16 protein-coding genes are annotated in these 16545 nt (G+C 65.4%); 8 read left to right on the forward strand and 8 right to left on the reverse strand.

Going from position 1 to position 16545, the window contains the following annotated elements:
• Positions 1–33: 33 nt before the first annotated feature.
• Positions 34–798, forward strand: coding sequence for a class II aldolase/adducin family protein (locus tag HV681_RS08945; RefSeq protein WP_175122726.1), 765 nt, complete (start codon positions 34–36; stop codon positions 796–798).
• A gap of 44 nt (positions 799–842) precedes the next feature.
• On the opposite strand, the gene HV681_RS08950 is transcribed toward HV681_RS08945, so the two are convergent.
• From HV681_RS08950 to HV681_RS08960, 3 genes are all read right to left on the reverse strand, one after another.
• Positions 843–1631 (reverse strand): hypothetical protein, encoded by a 789-nt coding sequence (locus HV681_RS08950; protein ID WP_175122727.1) that lies wholly within the window; start codon positions 1629–1631, stop codon positions 843–845.
• A gap of 163 nt (positions 1632–1794) precedes the next feature.
• Positions 1795–2256, reverse strand: a complete 462-nt coding sequence (locus HV681_RS08955; protein WP_175122728.1) for an SRPBCC family protein — start codon at positions 2254–2256, stop codon at positions 1795–1797.
• A gap of 93 nt (positions 2257–2349) precedes the next feature.
• On the reverse strand, positions 2350–3933 hold the full coding sequence (locus HV681_RS08960) for an FAD-dependent monooxygenase (RefSeq protein ID WP_175122729.1): 1584 nt from the start codon (positions 3931–3933) through the stop codon (positions 2350–2352).
• A gap of 333 nt (positions 3934–4266) precedes the next feature.
• On the opposite strand from HV681_RS08960, the gene uvrA reads away from it, so the two are divergent.
• Entirely contained in the window at positions 4267–6903 is a 2637-nt protein-coding gene (gene uvrA, locus HV681_RS08965; RefSeq protein ID WP_175122730.1) for an excinuclease ABC subunit UvrA, read from the forward strand.
• Between the two features lie 6 nt (positions 6904–6909).
• Positions 6910–7359 (forward strand): GNAT family N-acetyltransferase, encoded by a 450-nt coding sequence (locus HV681_RS08970; RefSeq protein ID WP_056558459.1) that lies wholly within the window; start codon positions 6910–6912, stop codon positions 7357–7359.
• A gap of 26 nt (positions 7360–7385) precedes the next feature.
• Here the strand turns inward: HV681_RS08970 and HV681_RS08975 are convergent, their stop codons facing one another.
• Positions 7386–8168, reverse strand: a complete 783-nt coding sequence (locus HV681_RS08975) for a bestrophin-like domain (RefSeq protein WP_175122731.1) — start codon at positions 8166–8168, stop codon at positions 7386–7388.
• Positions 8169–8323: 155 nt separating this feature from the next.
• Between HV681_RS08975 and HV681_RS08980 the strand changes: the two genes are divergently transcribed.
• Together HV681_RS08980 and HV681_RS08985 are read left to right on the forward strand one after the other, a co-directional pair.
• Entirely contained in the window at positions 8324–9373 is a 1050-nt protein-coding gene (locus tag HV681_RS08980) for an NADP(H)-dependent aldo-keto reductase (protein ID WP_175122732.1), read from the forward strand.
• Positions 9374–9658: 285 nt separating this feature from the next.
• Entirely contained in the window at positions 9659–10729 is a 1071-nt protein-coding gene (locus HV681_RS08985) for a polymorphic toxin type 44 domain-containing protein (protein ID WP_175122733.1), read from the forward strand.
• Between the two features lie 519 nt (positions 10730–11248).
• Here HV681_RS08985 and HV681_RS08990 read toward each other — a convergent pair.
• Complete coding sequence (locus tag HV681_RS08990) at positions 11249–12070, reverse strand: metallophosphoesterase (RefSeq protein WP_175122734.1); 822 nt, start codon at positions 12068–12070, stop codon at positions 11249–11251.
• A gap of 109 nt (positions 12071–12179) precedes the next feature.
• Between HV681_RS08990 and HV681_RS08995 the strand changes: the two genes are divergently transcribed.
• Positions 12180–12584, forward strand: coding sequence for a lysozyme inhibitor LprI family protein (locus tag HV681_RS08995; RefSeq protein WP_175122735.1), 405 nt, complete (start codon positions 12180–12182; stop codon positions 12582–12584).
• 170 nt (positions 12585–12754) lie between these two features.
• A complete protein-coding gene (locus HV681_RS09000) occupies positions 12755–13315 on the forward strand; it encodes a DNA-3-methyladenine glycosylase I (RefSeq protein WP_254594940.1) in 561 nt (186 codons plus the stop codon).
• 77 nt (positions 13316–13392) lie between these two features.
• Here the strand turns inward: HV681_RS09000 and HV681_RS09005 are convergent, their stop codons facing one another.
• Together HV681_RS09005 and gvpU are read right to left on the reverse strand one after the other, a co-directional pair.
• Positions 13393–14088 (reverse strand): pentapeptide repeat-containing protein, encoded by a 696-nt coding sequence (locus tag HV681_RS09005; protein WP_175122737.1) that lies wholly within the window; start codon positions 14086–14088, stop codon positions 13393–13395.
• Positions 14089–14093: 5 nt separating this feature from the next.
• Positions 14094–14540, reverse strand: coding sequence for a gas vesicle accessory protein GvpU (gvpU, locus tag HV681_RS09010; RefSeq protein WP_175122738.1), 447 nt, complete (start codon positions 14538–14540; stop codon positions 14094–14096).
• A gap of 171 nt (positions 14541–14711) precedes the next feature.
• Here gvpU and HV681_RS09015 point away from each other — a divergent pair, with 171 nt between their 5' ends.
• Entirely contained in the window at positions 14712–15086 is a 375-nt protein-coding gene (locus HV681_RS09015; protein WP_175122739.1) for a hypothetical protein, read from the forward strand.
• A gap of 51 nt (positions 15087–15137) precedes the next feature.
• On the opposite strand, the gene HV681_RS09020 is transcribed toward HV681_RS09015, so the two are convergent.
• Positions 15138–16490 (reverse strand): ParB/Srx family N-terminal domain-containing protein, encoded by a 1353-nt coding sequence (locus HV681_RS09020; protein ID WP_175122740.1) that lies wholly within the window; start codon positions 16488–16490, stop codon positions 15138–15140.
• Positions 16491–16545: the final 55 nt, after the last annotated feature.

Consider the following 16545-nt stretch of genomic DNA (forward strand, 5'->3'; position numbering starts at 1 on the left):
GCGCGGGGCCGACACCAACAATACGGAGACAGGATGGATACGGCAGGCAAGCAGGGCGCCAGCGTGCGCGAACAGGTCGGCGAAACGGAATGGCAGGTCCGCAAGGACCTGGCGGCGTTGTACCGGCTGGTGGCGCTGTTCGGGTGGGACGATCTGATCTTCACGCACATCACCGCCAAGGTGCCGGGCACAGAGCATTTCCTCATCAACCCCTACGGGATGATGTTCGACGAGATCACCGCGTCCAGCCTGGTCAAGATCGACCTGCACGGCAACAAGGTGATGGACTCGGAATACGACATCAATCCCGCCGGCTTCACCATCCACAGCTGTATCCATGCGGCGCGCAAGGATGCGATGTGCGTGCTGCACACGCATTCGATCAACGGCGTGGCGGTCTCGGCGCAGAAGGCGGGCCTCTTGCCGCTGTCGCAGTTCGCGTTCATCGTGCTGCGCTCGCTCAGCTACCACGACTACGAAGGTCTGGCGCTCAATCTCGACGAGCAGCCGCGCCTGGTGCGCGACCTGGGCGCCAACAACTACCTCATCCTGCGCAACCACGGCCTCTTGACCGTGGGTCAGAGCATGGCCGAGGCCTTTCAGGCCATGCACCGGATGGAAGCCGCCTGCATGGTGCAGGTGCGCGCCCAGGCCGGCGGCGAACTGACCCACATTCCCGCGGACATCCTGGCCCGCGCGGCGGTGGAGTCGCCGGCTGACCGCGCCCACAAGGCCCAGCTGGCGTGGCCGGGCCTGCTGCGCCGGCTGGACCGGCGCAATCCGGGCTACGCGGAATAAGCGTGAAGGCCGGTGCCCGACACCGGCCAGCAGCACGTCGCCGACTACTTCTTCGCAGCCGGATCCGCCGACAGGAACTCGGCGCAATCCGGCAGCGGCGTGGCCGGCTGGTATGTCGCGTCGCCGGCATTCCATGTGTAGGTGACGGTGTAGCTGCACTGCTTGTCCACCTGCGGCGCGAGCTGCGCCTTGGTCAGCGCGGGCCGCGCGCTTGAGTCCGCGAGACGACTGGCCCCTGACGGCGAGCGGGTGGCCTGCGTCTTCACCAGCAGATCCGGCAATTCCTTGCCCGGCAGGGCCTTCAACGATGCCGTGAACTGATAGACATCGCTGCATTGCCCGGCGCGCTTTTCCTGGTCCGCCTCGTTGAAGCACGCCCGGATGGAGGCATCGGCCGAGTACGGCATGACGAGCACCAGGCTCGCGCCGGCCTGCTCGCCCAGATTGACGTCGTACAGATACAGATCCCGGCGTTCGAATCCGCCGCCGGAGAACGGGGTCGACGCCTTGAAATCCGGCTCCGCCGGGCCGATCACGCCGACCAGCGCCCGCTCTTCGCTCAAGCGGATCAGTTCCGGCCAGACCTTGAAATCCTTGAAGTCGGGAATGTCGGGCGAGTCCCAGAACCGGTAGTCGGCGCGCAGGGTCCTGCTGGTCGCGAATGGCCCGTTTTCGCTGAATGCGCCGTCCGTCTTGATGCCCACGCACCAGTCGGTCTGGGCGTTGCAATACAGCTTGTTGTCCGCGTTCAGCTTCAGGGGCTCGGTATCGGGGGCGGCCGATGCCGCGGCGGGCAGGGCGGCGCAGAGCAGCAGGGCAAACACTTTTGACACGATTCTTCCTTCTTGTGGGATGCGCGCGGGCCGATATGTTACGGCCCGCGCAGCGCCGCTGGGGCGCGCCACATTTTGTAGGGAGTCGGGCCATTGCGCGCGACCCGATGGTGTCAAAAGATGAACAAACGTATCGGAGTCGATGCCGTTCGCGCCGGCGGCCTCAGTCGCGCACCGGGCCGTCGGGCGTATCGGTTTCCACCAGCCGGGCCAGTTGCAGCAGTGATTCCTGCCAGCCCAGGTAGCACATCTCGGTCGGGATGACCTCGGGAATGCCCTCCTGGACGATGGTCAGTTCCGTGCCGCACGAGACCTGCCGCAGGTTGATGGTCGTCGTCATCTCGCCCGGCAGGGCGGGATCGTTGAAGCGGTCCGTGTAGCGAATCTTCTCGCCTTCCACCAGCTCCAGGTATTCGCCGCCGAACGGCTCCAGGTGGCCGGTGGCGAAGTTGCGAAAGGCCATCCGGTGCTTGCCGCCCACGCGCGCGTCCAGTTCCTGGACCGAGCAGGTGTAGCCATAGGGCGGAAGCCACTTGGCGACCGCGTCCGGTTCGAGAAAGGCGCGATAGACGCGGTCGGGGGAGGCGCGCAGGACGCGCAGGTGTCGTACGGTTCCGGTAGTCATGGTGTAGTCCGCCTTGAATTGAGGGTGGGTGCATGACTACGACGAACGGCCGGCACCCGGATCGACACGGATTTACCTGGGGATTTCCCTAGGTCATGGCGTCTGCCCGGATTGGCGCAGCCGTTCAATGTACGCCGACAGCGTCTCGGCGTGCCGCTGCTCGGCGCGCAGGCCGACGTGCCCGTCCGCCCGCACCGCCAGCAGCATCATGTCGCCCACGCCCATCCGGGCCGCGGTGGCGGGCTCCAGGTAGGCGTCCACGTCGGTCACGCCATCGCTGGCGGTCAGGGAAACCACCACCTCGATGATGTAGCCGTCAGCCAGCGCCATCAGCTGGCGGCGCAGGTCCGACAGCGGCTGCTGCGGTGTGCCGGGGCCGCCAATCAACAAAACGGTATGCCCGCGCCGCCTGGCGTACTCGTGCAGCTTGCCCCGGCCGCCGGTGGAAAACCGCACGTCGATATGGTCCGGCAGCCGCTGGCCCGGCCAGATGGCCTCGTGCCGGTCACCCATGACGATGGGCGACCTCGCGTAGTCGATGTCGAGTTCGGCTTCCGACACGGCCTCGCGGTGCCGCGCCTCGGGGTTGCCGAAGGCCGCGCGGATCGCCAGATCGCGCGCGCGCCGCTCTGCGTTGCCCTGCGCCATCTGCGCGCTTTCGGCGGCATCGCCCGACGCCATCACCATGTCGGCCACGGGCCGGCGTTCGGCGTGATAGCTGTCCAGCAGCGCGGGCGAACAATGTCCCTGGCAGACAAGTGCCAGCTTCCAGCCCAGGTTGTAGGCATCCTGCAGGCCGGTGTTCATGCCATGTCCCTGCGCCGGGCTGCACGTGTGCGCGGCGTCGCCCGCCAGCAGCACGCGGCCGGACCGGAACGCGCGCGCCACCTTGGTGTGGCATTCGAAGCGCGCCGGGTGCGAGACGTTGTAAAAGCCGGCGTCAGGCAGGTAGCGCCGCAGCGTGGACAGCGCGTCCTCGACCAGGTCCGACTCCGCGGAGCTGGGACGCAGGTAGACGCGCCAGCGCTCGCCGGGAAGCGCGGTCAGAATCACGGGAATCTGATCGAGGTAGGCGTAGTTCGCCTCGAACGCCTCCGGCCAGTCGGGGATGGTGGCGTCGAACACGGCCCACGGCTGGTTGATGTCGTGGCCGTCCTGCTCGATGCCGGTCAGCATCCGCACGGTGCTGTGATGCCCGTCGCAGCCGACGACCCACTGCGCCAGCACCTGCGACAGCTTGCCGCCGCGCTCCACGGTGGCCAGCACGCCGTCTTCCTGTTCCTGCAATCCCACCAGCTTCGTGGCGCGCGTGACCTTGCCGCCCAGCCGCGCCAGATGGTCGGCCAGCACCGTCTCCGTGACTTCTTCCGAGATGCCGATGTTGAAGGGATAGCGGCTGCCAGCAAGTTCCAGGTCGATGATGCCCAGTTCGCTGCCGCCCGCGTGAATGCGGGCGCGCCGCTGCTTCACGCCCGCGGCCAGCAGGGGTTCGATGATGCCCAGCGCATCCAGGATTTCAAGTGAACGCGGATGCACGACGGTCGCGCGGTCCCAATCCAGCGGGCGTTCGTGCGCATCGATCAGCAGGCAGTCAACGCCGCGGCGCTGCAATTCGGCGGCGGTCAACAGGCCGGCCGGGCCCGCGCCCACGACCAGGACGGAAATCGAGATCACCATGTCTTGCCCTCAGCAATGTGGTCATCAAGTCCTGCCGCAAGGGATGCAGCCTGCCCGGCAGTCGGAAGCAGCGCGGTCGCGCCGATGCTGCCGGCAGCACGACAAAGGCGGCGCATTGCGCCGCCCCTGCCGTTTCGCGTGTTGCGAAATTAAAGCAGCGCCGGGGCGCCGTCAACGGCAATGCGCGGCGCCGCGCGCGAGTGGGGGTGGCACCTCGTTCCGCGGTATGGATGCATCAGTGCGCGCGGTCTCATGCGATGGGATGAGGCGCCGCTCGCCCGGTTGGCCACGCCCGCGAAGGCATCCGCCGTCCGGTCCATTACTATTTCAGCCATGAGCCAGCGCAAGAATCCTTCGAAGCCGGGCCCCGATGCCTGCATCCGCGTGCGAGGCGCGCGGGAACACAACCTGAAGAACGTGGACGTCAGCATCCCGCGCGATGCGCTGGTGGTGTTCGCCGGCGTGTCCGGGTCGGGCAAATCGTCGCTCGCATTTGGCACGCTGTACGCCGAAGCGCAGCGCCGCTACCTGGAATCGCTGTCGCCGTACGCCCGCCGCCTGATCGATCAGGTGGGCGTGCCCGACGTCGACGCCATCGACGGTCTGCCGCCCGCCGTGGCCTTGCAGCAGCAGCGCGGCACGCCGAACGTGCGTTCCACGGTCGGCAGCGTCACGACGTTGTCGAGCATGCTGCGGATGCTGTATTCGCGCGCCGGCACCTATCCGGCGCGCCAGCCCATGCTGTACGCCGAGGACTTCTCGCCCAACACGCCGCAGGGCGCTTGCCCGCATTGCCACGGCCTGGGCTACGTGTACGACGTGACCGAGGCATCCATGGTGCCGGACCCGTCGCTGTCCATCCGCGAGCGCGCAATCGCATCGTGGCCGCCGGCCTGGCATGGCCAGAACCTGCGCGACATCCTGGTGACGCTGGGCTACGACGTGGACAAGCCGTGGCGCGACCTGCCCAAGAAGGACCGCGACTGGATCCTCTACACGGACGAGCAGCCCACGGTGCCGGTCTACGCCGGTTTCACGCCTGCCGAAACGCGCGCGGCGCTGCGCCGCAAGACCGAACCCAGCTACATGGGCACCTACACCGGCGCGCGCCGGTACGTCATGCACACGTTCGCCACCACGCAGAGCGCCATGATGAAAAAGCGCGTGGCGCGATTCATGACCGGCGCGCCGTGCCCGGAATGCGGCGGCCGGCGCCTGAAGCGCGAGGCGCTGTCCGTGACGTTCGCGGGCCTGGACATCGGCAGCCTGTCGCAACTGCCGCTTGCCCGCATCGCAGAGGTTCTGGCGCCCGCCGCCGAAGGCCGGTTCGACGAACACGCGGCGCAGTCTGGATCGACGCGCAGCAAGGCTGCGGGCGTGCGCGCCAACGCCAAACGCGTGGCGGCCGGCGGGCTGTCGCATGCCGGCAGCAGCGACGTGCGCCGCACGCCGGACCTGTCGCCCGAGAAGCGCATCGCCGCGCAGCGCATTGCACATGATCTGGTCGAGCGCATCGGCACGCTGCAGGCGCTGGGCCTGGGCTATCTGGCGATGGACCGGTCCACGCCCACGCTGTCGCCCGGCGAGTTGCAGCGCCTTCGGCTGGCCACGCAGATCCGCTCCAACCTGTTCGGCGTGGTGTATGTGCTGGACGAACCGTCGGCCGGTCTGCACCCCGCGGACGGCCAGGCGCTGCACCGCGCGCTGGACCAGTTGAAGGCCGGCGGCAACACACTCTTTGTCGTGGAGCACGACCTGGACACGCTGCGCCGCGCCGACTGGCTGGTCGACGTGGGACCGGGCGCGGGCCAGCACGGCGGCCAGGTGCTGTACAGCGGCCCGCCCGAAGGCCTGCGCAGGGTAAAGGATTCCATCACCGCCCAATACCTCTTCGACACGCGCCCCGCCAGCCGGCGCACCCCGCGCGAACCTGCCGGGTGGCTGGAGCTGCGCGGCATTCACCGCAACAACCTGCATGGCGTGGACGCGCGCTTTCCGCTGGGGGCGTTCACAGCGGTGACGGGCGTTTCCGGATCGGGCAAATCCAGTCTGGTCAGCCAGGCGCTGGTCGAACTGGTGGGCGAACACCTGGGCCAGGAACTGCCGGCCGACGAACCCGACAGCGACCTGCCGCAGCCCGGCAACCTGCCGCGCACCACGGGCCGGCTGCACGCGGGCGGGCAGGCCATCAAGCGGCTGGTCAACGTGGACCAGAAGCCAATCGGCCGCACGCCGCGCTCCAATCTGGCCACCTACACCGGCCTGTTCGATCACGTGCGCAAGCTGTTTGCCGGCACCAAGGCCGCGCGCGCCCGGCGCTACAGCGCCGGACGCTTCTCCTTCAACGTCGCCCAGGGCCGCTGCGAGACCTGCGAGGGCGAAGGCTTCGTCCACGTCGAACTGCTGTTCATGCCCAGTGTGTACGCGCCTTGCCCCACGTGTCACGGCAGCCGCTACAACGCCAAGACGCTCGAAGTCGAGTGGAATGGCCGCAACATCGCCCAGGTGCTGGACATGACCGTCGACGAGGCACGCGATTTCTTCAACGACGAAGCCGTGGTGGCTCGCCCGTTGACGCTGCTGGCAGAGATCGGCCTGGGCTATCTGCGCCTGGGCCAGCCCGCCACGGAACTGTCCGGCGGCGAAGCGCAGCGCATCAAGCTGGCCACCGAACTGCAGCGCAGCCAGCGCGGCAACACGCTGTACGTGCTGGACGAACCCACCACCGGCCTGCATGCGGCGGATGTGGACAAGCTGATGACGCAGCTGCATGGCCTGGTCGATGCCGGCAATACCGTGGTCGTGGTCGAACACGACCTGCGCGTGGTCGCTGGCAGCGATTGGATGCTGGACGTGGGGCCGGGCGCTGGCGAAGAAGGCGGCGCGATCGTCGCGGCCGGCACGCCGGAGACCGTCAGCCGCGGCAATGCGGGCGTCACCGCCCCGTTCCTGCGGCGTTTTTTTGACTGAGGAAACATGGAATTCATCTACCGTCCCGCGCGCGGCGAGGACGTGGCGGCCTGTATCGACATCCGCGGCAAGACTCGCGAGAACGCATTTTCCGCGGCGGACCTCGCCGAGGCCGGCGTCACGCTCGAATCATGGACGGCGGCGGTGCAGGACGGATCGCTGCCCGGTTATGTGGCAACCGTCGACGGCAAGGTTGCCGGATACTGTTTTGGCGACACCGAGGCCGGTGAAATCGTGGTGCTGGCGCTGCTGCCCGACTTCGAGGGGCATGGCGCGGGCAAAACGCTCTTGAATCTGGTCGTGCGCGATCTGAAGGCGCTGGGGTTTGGGCGGTTGTTCCTGGGATGCGCGAGCGACCCCGCCGTCCGCTCGTATGGCTTTTACCGGCACCTGGGCTGGACATCCACGGGCAAGTTCGACGACCGGGGCGACGAGGTGCTGGAGCTGCTTGCCTGAAACTCGTGCCGTGAACGCCCGCACTCCTACTGCTGCATTTCCTGCGCAAGCGTGGCCTGCATGCGCTCCATGCTTTCCTGGCCCACCTGGATCAAGCCGCTGCCCGGCTGATCGATGTCCAGAATGAAAGTCAGCACCAGGGCAATCAGCGCGGCAAACATCCCCGTGGAAATCGGCCGGCGCCGTCCGTACAGGCCCGTGCCGTACGCGATATAGCCCATCGAACCGCCCGCCACGATGAACAGCAGGTAGTACACAGGCTCGGGCACGTGGTTTTCCAGCGCGACGCGGCGCTTTTCGTTGATCTGCGCCATCTCGTTGATGGCCTGGATGAACATGATCGTGGAGATGGAGGGCGGATTCTCGGCCCGCGCCGCCACCGCCGCCCGGATCTGGCGTTCGATGCGGCGCGCCGTGGCGTTGGCGGCGGCGAAACGCGGCGAATCCTGGTCGGCCAAGTGGTAGTCCAGCGACGCCGACGTGTATTCATGCAACATCTTTGCCACCACCGGCCGGTGCTCGGCGGGGATGAGCTGCGACCGCCAGTAGGCGTTGCCGATCGCGTTGGCCTCTTCCAGCACCAGGTTCTTGCGCGTTTCGAATCGTGTGACCGACATGGCGAACGTAAACCCCAGCAGCAGGGCCAGCAGGCCGAGCAGGGCGGTCTGCAGCGCGGTGATGTGCGTCTTGGCGGCCTCGTCGGCCGGCTTGCGCAGCCGGCGGCCAAGGCGATAGCCGACCTCGATGACGCCCAGGAAAATGATGAGCACAACGAAAAAGAGGATGACCTCGTCGACTTCCCGCAGCATGCCGTTTTCCCCCCGGATCGGATTTGCGGATCAGCGTATGCCGATTGCGCGGCGGCGGCAAGCGTGGCCGAACGCCGGGCCATCCTGTCAGCGAAACGCCAACATCTTGGAGTAAGGTGTCGCTTCTTAACCCCAAGACCCGCACGGAGCAGAACTTGAAATACCGCAAACTCGGCCGTACCGACCTGGATGTCAGCCTGATCGGGCTGGGCACCATGACCTGGGGCGAGCAGAACACCGAAGCCGACGCGCATCAGCAACTGGACTACGCGCTGGAGCGCGGCGTCAACCTGGTCGACGTGGCCGAGATGTATCCCGTGCCGCCCAAGCCCGAAACCCAGGGGCTGACCGAAACCTACATCGGCACGTGGCTGGCCAAGACCGGCCGCCGCCAGGACATCGTGCTGGCCAGCAAGGTGGCCGGCCCCGTGCGCGATGCCAAGCGCCCCGGCCACATCCGCGACGGCAAGACCTTCCTGGACCGCAAGAATCTGACCGCGGCCCTGGACGCCAGCCTGAAGCGCCTGCAGACGGATTATCTGGACCTGTATCAGCTGCATTGGCCCGATCGCACCACCGCGACGTTCGGCCAGCTCAACTACCCCTGGGTTGAAGACGAGCACACCGTGCCGATCGAAGAAACCCTGTCGGTGCTGCAGGACTTCGTGCGCGCCGGCAAGGTGCGCCACGTGGGCGTATCCAACGAAACCCCGTGGGGCGTCAGCCAATTCCTGCGCCACGCGCAGAACGCCGACCGGCCGCGCATCGCGTCGATCCAGAACGCGTACAGCCTGCTGAACCGCGTGTACGAGATCGGCCTGTCGGAATTCACGCACCACGAAGGCGTAGGCCTGCTGGCGTATTCGCCGCTGGCGATGGGCATGCTGTGCGGCAAGTACCTGGACGGCGCCAAGCCGGCCGGCGCCCGCCTGACGGTGTACACGCGCTTCACCCGCTACAGCAACCCCCAGGCCGAAGCCGCCACGCGCGAATATGTGGAACTGGCGCGCAAGCATGGCATCTCGCCGACGCATCTGGCGCTGGCTTGGGTGAATCAACGCCCGTTTGTCACCAGCAATCTGATCGGCGCAACGTCGCTGGAGCAGTTGAAGGAAAACATCGACAGTGTTGATGTGACGTTGTCGGCTGAGGTGCTGGACGCGATCAACCAGATTCACGTGCGGCACCCGAATCCGGCGCCTTGAGGCGTGCGGGGCGGGACGGGAAGCCGTTCATGCCCTGATGGAAAGCGGTTGATCTCCTTGGAGGTCGGCTTCCGAAAAGCTCACTTGCGAAAGCGGTGGGCTTTTTTTCATTTCCGATGGCGAGTTCTGTAATGCAGTCATTGGCACGCATGTTTGAAGCAGGGGGGCTTCAAGTCGCGCGTCGCATCACGGGAGAAAAGTGAATCAGGCAATTTTCGCGTTTATCTGATTCAAGTCGGCTTCTGCGACGCTCAGACTTTCGCGCATCAGTAATTGCCTGGAGCAATGATGACAGCGCGCCCGATCATTCGTGTTGGTGACAAGACAACCCATGGCGGAACGGTGTTGGAGGGGTTTTCGTCCTACGACATCGACGGCAGGGCGGCAGCAGGGCTTGGTCACAAGGTGGACTGCCCAAAATGCAAGGGAATCTATCCCATCGTTGAGGGGGTTGGCAGCTTCGCTATCGACGACGGATACGTAGCCATTGAGGGAATGAGGACGGCCTGCGGCGCTACGTTGATCGCCAGTCAAAATATTGCATTGGTGATTCCGGATGAGGGTGGCACCGCTCGAGCGTCCGGCAATGCGGGCGCCTTTTCAAAGGGCATTTGGGAGGGCGGAGAAGGCGCAGATCGGTTGCTGTCCAATAAAGTGCGGCAGATTGGTTGTGAACACGCAGACACGGCATTGATCCCTGCCGAGTACATCGTTCGAGAGATGAAGACCAATCCCTTCTCAATCCGGGGGCGCCAAATCCATGACTCGAATTATTTCGACCTTGCGGCGTATCAAAAGCATTGGCGCGACTCGCCCTGGTACGCAAAGCTATCGACGCGCCCTACTTACTTGGAGGCGCTGGCCGAGGAGAAACTTCGCGCATATGCACTTTGGGCCGATATTGTCGGACCTGGGCAGCCGTGGGATCACAAGCCGGTGCTGCAAAAGATGCTGAAAGACGTTTGGAATTCAGGCTGGCATAAATTGGGCGCGTATGACTATTTCTACGACATCTGGTCCAACATTCATTATGGCTATGTCGGTGTGGCGGTCGGATTCACCCCAGATGAACTGATCAACGGAGCAGGGATCGCTCAGGCATTGCATGACACTTTGGGCGCCTTGGCAAAACGGCGAATGCCGACCATGCAGAATCATCCGGAAAACGGCGGATGGCCTGCTAGCGCAGACGATAGGCCGGACCATATTTCAATTCAGTTGGGGTGTGACCTGTACGCAAACGTCAGACCTCATGCACTGACCCCGGACATCCTGCTTGGAACAGTCGAAGCTGTACCGTTGCCTTGGGGAAACAGCAGGGGAAGTTCGAAAGAATTGCACGTCTGCGAACGCTAGCTAGGGCAAATATGCGGATTCTCGGAAGGTCAATTTGCATCCTGCTGGCTTTGCTAGGAGGGTTGTGTGGAAGTCTGGTAATTTGGGGTTCGCTGACGCCTACGGTGGTACTCCACTATGCGCAAGACGCTGCAGCGCCCGTGTTGGTTTACTTCAACGATAATCATCGCCTCACAAGGGAAACCATTCATCCCGGGGAGTCAGTCAGATTTTCGACCACGATGTTTGCGTCGCCGGCGTCGTGGATTGAGGTCAGCACGCCATTCGTCAATCGCCGAAGCGTAGAGATTACGGGCAAGTTCAGTCGGGTGGATGTGTGCATCAGTGCACAAGCGCGGTTTAGCTCGCACACAAGGCATCAGTATTTCTCGCGCTTCACGTCGCCAAGTGAGCCATGCGGGGTTGCCGATCACGGGCGGTAGGAGGCCGACTGCTGTTCGCCAAATCGGAGCGCGACGGAATCGATTTCGATCCCGCAATCCAGGGATCCGTCCACCGCCATCACAGCAGGTCCCGCATTCATGTCTGCCGACGCACCGGAACCTCCCACAACTTCTCCGGCGCAAAATCCGCCTGTTCCCCCTTCTTCGCATACCCCAGCGGATTCGCAATCACCCGGCAGCCGTCCTTCACGTAATCCTGCGCGCAGTGCAGATGCCCGTGAATCCACACGTCGGCCAGCGGCAGCAATCCATCCAGCGCGTTGCAAAACCCCGCCGTGCCCGGCGTGACGCCGTAACGGGGATCAGCACTGGCCAATGTCGGTGCAAAGTGTGTGACGGCCACCGTCGTGCCGTCGAAGGGCACACGCAGGGCGGCGTCCAGCCACGCCTGACAGGCCAGCCCCTGCTCGCGCATCTGTTCAGCCATGAAGGGCGCGCCATGGCGGCGCATCTCGGCCTTTTCCAGATAGAAGTCCGCCGCGCGGAAGGCCTTCGCTCGCTTCTTCAGCGCTTCACCCAGCGTGTCGTCCGGCGCCGCGAGCGCGTCGAAGTCCGTCCACAGGGTCGTGCCGACAAAGCGCACGCCGCCGATGACGGTGGTCTCGCGTTCCAGCCACTGGATGTCCAGCGCGCGGCACAGGTCTTGCAGGCGCGCGTGCGTCTCGTCGAAATCCACGTTGTCGTATTCGTGGTTGCCCGGCACGTAGAGGACGGGCGTGGGCCAGCCGTGGCGCGGCGAATAGTCGCCCAGGCCGAAGTCGTCCCGTTCCAGCCGTGAGCCCTGGCGGTACGATCCGATGTCGCCGGCCAGCACGAGCAGGTCGGCGCCCGGCAACGGTTGTGCCACAAAGGTGGGATCGGTTTCAAGATGCAAGTCGGAAAGCAGTTGGATCTTCATGGGGGCTATCTTAGGCGACGGATAGCCGCGCTGCGCCTCGCCGGCATCCATGCGACACTTTCCCCCATGCGTTGACCACCCCAATCCCACCCCAAAAGGAGGAATTCCCATGCGTATCGTGTTTGCCGCCGCCGCGCTCCTGCTTGCAGCGGGGGCGCAGGCCCAAGTGCTCAAGTGTGACCAGGCGTCCACCCAGACCGACATGAACCTGTGCGCGGATCAGGCGTATCGCCAGTCCGACGCCGAGTTGAACGCTGCGTACAAGGAAGCGACGGAGCGCCTGAAGGACAGCAAGGACGCCTTGACGCAACTGCAGGCGGCGCAGAAAGCGTGGCTGTTCTTTCGCGATGCCGAATGCGCGTTTTCGTCGACAGGCGTGACGGGCGGCAGCGCCTATCCGATGGTGTTGAGCATGTGCCTGGATAAGCTCACGAAGGTCCGGACCAAGGAATTGCGCGCGTATCTGGCGTGCGAGGAAGGCGACACGAGCTGCCCGGTGCCGCGCAAGCCATGAGTGCTGCCGCGCAGAATGCCGGACATCATGCCAGCCCGGAAGTCGGCACTCCGGACGTCAGCACTCCGAACACCAGCAACCCGGACATCGCCGACCCGGCCGCCGGCATCCCCGACACCGGCCTGATCATTGACGAGCATGGCAAGCCGCGTTGCTTCTGGCAGCCGTCCATGCCGGACTATCACGATCATGAATGGGGCCGGCCCGTCGTGGACGACCGGCGCCTGTTCGAGAAGATCTGTCTGGAAGGTTTTCAGGCCGGCATGGCGTGGATCACGATCCTGCGCAAGCGCGAGGCGTTTCGCGAGGCCTTTGACGATTTCGACATGGAACGGGTGGCACGTTATACCGAGCGCGACGTGGAGCGCCTGATGGGCAACGCCGACATTGTGCGCAACCGCGCCAAGATCGCGTCGGCCATCAACAACGCGCAGCGCGCGCGCGAACTGGCCGACGAGACCGGCTCGCTGGCCGGCTGGCTCTGGTCGCATGAACCGCCGCCGCAGGACCGACCGGTGGCGGTGGATCGGCATTATTGGGACAGCAATCCCACGTCCAAGGCGTCGATCGAACTCTCTCGCGCGCTGAAGCGGCGCGGCTGGACGTTCGTGGGCCCGACGACCATGCATGCCTTCATGCAGGCCGTGGGCATGGTGAACGAGCACATGAGCGGTTGCGTCTGCCATGGGCAGATCGAGGCGGCGCGCGCGTACTTCCGGCGTCCGGGCTGAACCAATGCGCGGCAATGCAGGCGCTGGCGGCATCGCCGGCCTGCAAGTCCGCAAAGACGGGCCGCGTCAGAACCGTGTCAAACCACGCTGATGCGCAACTCGGCCAGCAACGCCGCCGCCTGCGTCTTGGAAATCGTCGCGCCGGCCAGCCGGGCGGCCGCCGTCAAGTCCAATCCGCCAAGGTCTGCTTCCCGCAGGTCCGCGCCTTCGAAGTGGACGTTTTTCAACGTGGCATTGCGCAGGCTGCCGCCGTGAAACACCGTCTCGCGGAAGTCGCTTCCCGACAGGTCCGCGTCCGAGAAATCCAGCTGCAGCAGATTGCACTTGCGAAACGACACGCCGCGCAGCAGCGCGCCGACCAGCAGGCATTCCTCGAGCGACCAGCCCAGGCACGCAATGCCATCGAAATCCGATCCGGTCAGCTTGCACGACCGGAATTTGGCGCTGGCCAGCCGCGCGCGGCGCCAATTGGCGTTGTTCAGGTCGCAGTTCTGGAAGTGGGCCTCGCTGGCGTCCGCCGACGCAAAGTTGGCCGACCCGCCGCGGCAGCGTAGCCATTGGCTATCAGTCAGATCCGCGCCCTGGAACGAGGCGCCCGCAATCGCGCAGCCGCTGAACTGGAAGCCGCGCAGTTCCAGGCGCGAAAAATCTGCGTCCTGGAAGTCGCAGTCCACGAACGACAGCGCCTTGCCTGCCGCCGTCTCGATGAGGGCCTGCATTGCCTTGCGGTCGATGTCCTGTCCCTCGATCGGCGCAGTAACGGGTTGCGTCATGCGGATCAGGCCGAGGCGTCGGACTGCAAACGGCCCAGGATGAACCCGTCGACGGCGCTCGTGCGGCCGCGCCACAGCGTCGGCTGGCCGGCGATGGGCGTGCCGTCGGCGGTGAAGAACAGGGCGTCCGCCAGGTGAATGTAGTTGGGCAGCGGATCGACGGGCTGGGGCAGGCGGAACACGTCGCCCAGTTCGGCCAGCGAGGCGTGCACGGTCTGGCGCGTGTCGGGGTCCAGCGATTCCAGCGAGCCCGAGAAGCTGGCCGCGAAGGTGTCGAAGTACTCGGCGCCCGAGACGATCGAGCCGGAGACCAGCATGCCGCCCATCTGCAACGTCACGCCAATGCTTTCGATCTGGCTGCCGTTGTTGACGAGGTTGACCAGGAACTGCAGGAAGGCGTCTGCGGCGGGCGTGGCGGCAGCGGGCTGGCTCGAAGGGGTGTCAATGCTCATGAGAAGGGTCTCTGGAAGATTTGCGAGAGGCACAAGATACTCGAAGGGCGCTAAAAATGGTCGGACCGCAATCCGTAGAGAAACGGGCGGTTCGGGCGGCTGACCCGGTTTTCCGGCAGCGCGGTCGGGGAGTATGTTGGCACCCTGACCGCCAATCCCTCCGGAGCATCCATGAGCAGCGTGAATTTCCTGGGTATCAATGCCGCCGCCGGCCAGTCCGCGCCGGCCGCCAAAAATGCCAACGCCAACGCCGGCGAAAGCTTCCGCGCGGCGTTTGCCGATGCCACCGAGCGCAATCGTTCTGCCATGGGCCAAGGCGTGTCCGGCGCCTCGCAGGCCGCGGCGTCGCAGGCCGAAAAGGAATTCCTGGACTACGCCGGGATGTCGATCGAGGACAAGATGTTCTACGCGGCGCTGGCGAGCCTGGGCATTTCCAAGGAAGAATACGACGCCATGTCGGCCGCCGAACGCCTGGAAGTCGCCAAGAAGGTCGCCCTGGCGATGCAGCAATTGGCGAAGGCCGAGAACACGCAGGAAGTGCTCTGACGCGTTGACCGCCCGATGTGAAAAGGCCCGCTTGTGCGGGCCTTTTTCACCTTACCAGCCCCAGCAGGTGCCGGCCGCAGGCTTGCCGCAGGTGCGGTAGTTCACCGCGAACCACAGCTTGCCCGCGCCGCGCGGCGTGCCGTCGGACGTCTTGACGTCGTTGCGCGGCAATTCTTCCAGCGTGTCGCGCGCCGTCTTGGTGGCCGAGCCGCTGGCGGCATTGGCTTCCAGGACGATGCGGCCCAGGCTGGCGGCGTCGCGGTCTTCGAACACGATAGCCGTGTCAGCCAATGCGCTGATCTTCACCGACGCATCGCGCACGGCGGCGGCGTAGCTGTCATTGGCCCCGGTGGGCAGGATGTCCTTGTTCAGCGTACTGACCGCCAGGATTTCCGCGGGCGTTGCCGGCGCCTGCATCTTGTATTGGTCCAGGCCCTGCAGCTGCCCGGCCGCGGCCTGGCGGCGCAGCCAGTCGCCCCACAGGAATTCCGCGAATTCAGGCAGGTTGCCGTTGCTGTAGGCGATGTCGCGCGTGAAATACACCAGGGAGCGGTAGCGGTCTTCCTGCATACCGCCGGGCTCCTGCGCATTGGCGAGGCCGACGCGCGTGGGCAGCTGGTCGACGGTGATCGGCTGGTTCTGGCCGTCACGCAACCATGCCCGGCGCTCGTCGACCAGACGCTGCCAGAAGGCCGCCGCGGTCGGGAGGTCGCTGTAGTTGGCGTCGACCTTCACCCACACGGGGAGCTTCGGGCCGCCATCAGATATCTCGCGCAGGGACGAGAACGTGTGGTGGCCGTCGGTCAGGTACAGGTTGCCGTCCCAACCCACGATCACCGTCTTCAGGTTGGCCGTATTCGTGCCCGGCGCGTCCAGGCAGGTGAACGTTTCGGGCTGGTCCAGGCGCGCGGCGCGCGCCTCGGCGATGCTCTGGAACTTCTGCGCGCGCTCGGCGCCGCCCACGTCCTCGCAATAGTCGTCGAACTTCTTGCCGACGGTGCGGTTCAGGTAATCCAGTTGCAGAACTGGGTCGGCCGCCCAGGTGGCGCGGTCGAAGTCGCCTTGCCAGCGGCCGAGCTTGTAATAGATCTGGTCGTAGCCGATCGCGGCCTGGGTCGGATGCAGTTCCTCGATGCGGACCTGGATGACGTCGCCCGCCTTCTTCTGCAGATAGGCCGTGTTGCGCGGAGGCGTTTGGGGTTCGGGTTCCGGTTCCGGTTGCGGCTGCGGGGTGGGCTGCGGCGCCGGGGTTTCAGCGACGGGCGGCTGGACGTCGTCATCGTCATCATCGCCGCCGCCATTGCAGGCAGCCAGGGCCAGCGGCAACAAAGCCACGGCCAGGGCGCGCATCAGGCGCGACGGACGGAAAAGGGGAGAAAGCGCGGATTCGGTACGGGAGGGCATGGCAGTTCTTGGGGGCTGCGATCAGTAAGGGAGGCCGATCATGCCGGACGCGTGT

The organism is Achromobacter animicus, from assembly GCF_902859585.1.
Classification (GTDB): domain Bacteria; phylum Pseudomonadota; class Gammaproteobacteria; order Burkholderiales; family Burkholderiaceae_B; genus Achromobacter; species Achromobacter animicus.

Bases quoted from the DNA above. Each gene is read 5' to 3' on its own strand.
- HV681_RS08945 (WP_175122726.1), top strand. From the start codon at position 34: ATGGATACGGCAGGCAAGCAGGGCGCCAGCGTGCGCGAACAGGTCGGC.
- HV681_RS08985 (WP_175122733.1), top strand. From the start codon at position 9,659: ATGATGACAGCGCGCCCGATCATTCGTGTTGGTGACAAGACAACCCAT.
- HV681_RS09020 (WP_175122740.1), bottom strand. From the start codon at position 16,490: ATGCCCTCCCGTACCGAATCCGCGCTTTCTCCCCTTTTCCGTCCGTCG.
- HV681_RS08975 (WP_175122731.1), bottom strand. From the start codon at position 8,168: ATGCTGCGGGAAGTCGACGAGGTCATCCTCTTTTTCGTTGTGCTCATC.
- gvpU (WP_175122738.1), bottom strand. From the start codon at position 14,540: ATGAGCATTGACACCCCTTCGAGCCAGCCCGCTGCCGCCACGCCCGCC.
- HV681_RS09000 (WP_254594940.1), top strand. From the start codon at position 12,755: ATGCCGGACTATCACGATCATGAATGGGGCCGGCCCGTCGTGGACGAC.
- HV681_RS09005 (WP_175122737.1), bottom strand. From the start codon at position 14,088: ATGACGCAACCCGTTACTGCGCCGATCGAGGGACAGGACATCGACCGC.
- HV681_RS08960 (WP_175122729.1), bottom strand. From the start codon at position 3,933: ATGGTGATCTCGATTTCCGTCCTGGTCGTGGGCGCGGGCCCGGCCGGC.
- HV681_RS09015 (WP_175122739.1), top strand. From the start codon at position 14,712: ATGAGCAGCGTGAATTTCCTGGGTATCAATGCCGCCGCCGGCCAGTCC.
- uvrA (WP_175122730.1), top strand. From the start codon at position 4,267: ATGAGCCAGCGCAAGAATCCTTCGAAGCCGGGCCCCGATGCCTGCATC.
- HV681_RS08955 (WP_175122728.1), bottom strand. From the start codon at position 2,256: ATGACTACCGGAACCGTACGACACCTGCGCGTCCTGCGCGCCTCCCCC.
- HV681_RS08970 (WP_056558459.1), top strand. From the start codon at position 6,910: ATGGAATTCATCTACCGTCCCGCGCGCGGCGAGGACGTGGCGGCCTGT.
- HV681_RS08990 (WP_175122734.1), bottom strand. From the start codon at position 12,070: ATGAAGATCCAACTGCTTTCCGACTTGCATCTTGAAACCGATCCCACC.
- HV681_RS08995 (WP_175122735.1), top strand. From the start codon at position 12,180: ATGCGTATCGTGTTTGCCGCCGCCGCGCTCCTGCTTGCAGCGGGGGCG.